The sequence below is a fragment of the Clostridium sp. genome (assembly GCF_030532265.1).
Classification (GTDB): Bacteria; Bacillota; Clostridia; order Clostridiales; family Clostridiaceae; genus Clostridium.
Genome location: NZ_JAUNLM010000124.1, coordinates 1 through 2,077, shown reverse-complemented (window position 1 = coordinate 2,077; position 2,077 = coordinate 1). Strand labels below are relative to the sequence as shown.

2 protein-coding genes are annotated in these 2,077 nt (G+C 24.6%); both read left to right on the top strand.

Annotation, left to right across the window (positions count from 1 at the left end; genetic code table 11):
* The first annotated feature begins 28 nt into the window (after nucleotides 1-28).
* Complete coding sequence (locus tag Q4E08_RS12090) at nucleotides 29-682, top strand: helix-turn-helix domain-containing protein (protein WP_303131277.1); 654 nt, start codon at nucleotides 29-31, stop codon at nucleotides 680-682.
* Nucleotides 683-708: 26 nt separating this feature from the next.
* Nucleotides 709-1,881, top strand: coding sequence for a site-specific integrase (locus Q4E08_RS12085; RefSeq protein WP_303131274.1), 1,173 nt, complete (start codon nucleotides 709-711; stop codon nucleotides 1,879-1,881).
* Nucleotides 1,882-2,077: the final 196 nt, after the last annotated feature.

Below are 2,077 nucleotides of genomic sequence, written 5' to 3'. Positions count from 1 at the left end.
AAAATATATATAGAAAGAGGTGTTTATATTGGATATAGGTCAAAAATTAAAGCAACTTAGAAAAAAATCAAAACTAACTCAAAAAGAATTAGCAACTATTTTAGGTGTAAGTACTATAACTATTCAAAATTATGAAAATAATAGGCGTACTCCAAATTCTGAAATGTTAGTAAAAATATCAAAAGCTTTAAATATCCCTTTTAGTAAATTTATAAACGAAATTTATTCTACTAATTTTTCTATAAATACTTCATTTGCTGGTGGTAAAAATACAGAACTTTTTATGGCAAAAAATATTGCATTATTAAATTCTGAAAATGAATATTTAACTGATGAAAAAATTAAAGAATTAATTAATGCAAATATAAATGAGGAATATAAAAAATTTATTGAAAAATATTATGCAAATGAAGGACTTCCACTTGATATATCAGCAATGACACCGAGTGATTTAAAGAAAATAGAAGAATTTCAAAACTCTAATATTCAAAAAGATAAAGATATGGCTTATTTAGGCCTTTCAATTCCTCAATATTTATTTGATGTAATTTTAGAATTTACTCATAATTATACTAATAAAAATATTGATGCAAGTAATATCACTCAAGATGAAAAAAAAGAAATAATTAATAAACTAATTGATTTATTTGAATTTGAAGTATTTAAATTATCTAAAAAATAATTTCAATTTAAGAGAGGGTTTTTATTATGGCAAAAACAACTTTTAGAAAAAGAGTTATAAATGGTAAAGAATATTATTTCTTTAGATTAAGGCATAAGAACTTAAAAGCTCCTAAGGATTTATACGGCTCTACTGTAAAAGAATTAAATAAAAAAATTAAAGAGATCACCTATGAACTTGACCATAATGTAAAAGATAATAAAGAGAGTTTTGAAAATTTCTTTACTAACTGGTTATTTGAAGTTAATTTTATAAATAAAAAACCCTCTACCAAAGAAAGGTATGAGGGTCTTTATAGAAATTATATTAAAGATAGTGAGCTATCAAGATTAAAAATTAAAGATATTTCACAAACTGATATTCAAAAATATTATAACTCTTTAATTAAAAAAGGCATTTCAGTAACTACTGTTATTCAATTAAATAAAATAATAGCTCCTAGCCTTAGATATGCTTATAATAATAATTTAATTATCAAAGATTTCACCAAAGCAATAGTGCTGCCTACTAAAAAAGAAGAGGAAAAGTTAAATAGTAAGAATAAAATAAATCCTTTTACACTTGATGAACAAAATCAATTTTTAAAAGCTATACAAGGACATGATTTTGAATTACTATTTATAACGGCTCTTAATACTGGAATGAGGCAAGGAGAACTATTGGCTTTAACTTGGAATGATATTGATTTTAATAGTAATACTATTTCAGTTAATAAGACGGCTAAATATATAGCTCCAGTTGATTCTACTGGAAGAGGTAAAGGGAGTATTTCTATTCAAACTCCTAAAACAATAAATAGTATTCGTACAATTCCTATTCCTTCATTCCTAAAAGATAAATTAAAACAATATAAAGTAACTCAATCTAAAAATAGACTTTTACTTGCTAATATTTATAAAAATAATAATCTTGTATTCTGTAATAGCTTTGGTAATTTCTTAGATAGTAGTAGAGTAAGAAAAGAATTTAAGAAAGTATTAGAAAAAAATAATTTATCAGCTAGAAAGTTCCATGATTTAAGACATACATTTGCGACTAGATTATTTGAACTTGGTGAAAATCCTAAAACTGTTCAAACTATACTTGGTCATAGTAATATATCAACTACATTAGACACCTATACCCATGTACTTGATAATATGAAAGAAACTGTTTCTAATAAATTAAATGATTTATATATATCAATGAGCGTTAATTAATTTATACGCTCTTTTTTTATATCAAAATTACACTTAAATTTTTATTTTTAAAGGGTAATTTTAGGGTAAAAAAGCTTTATAAAAAGCTATAAGGGGTAAAAAGAGGGGTAAATATATTACCCTATTCCCTTAACTCCTTGGTATTGGTGCACCTAGCAAGATTCGAACTCGCGACCTGTGGATTCGAAGTCCAACG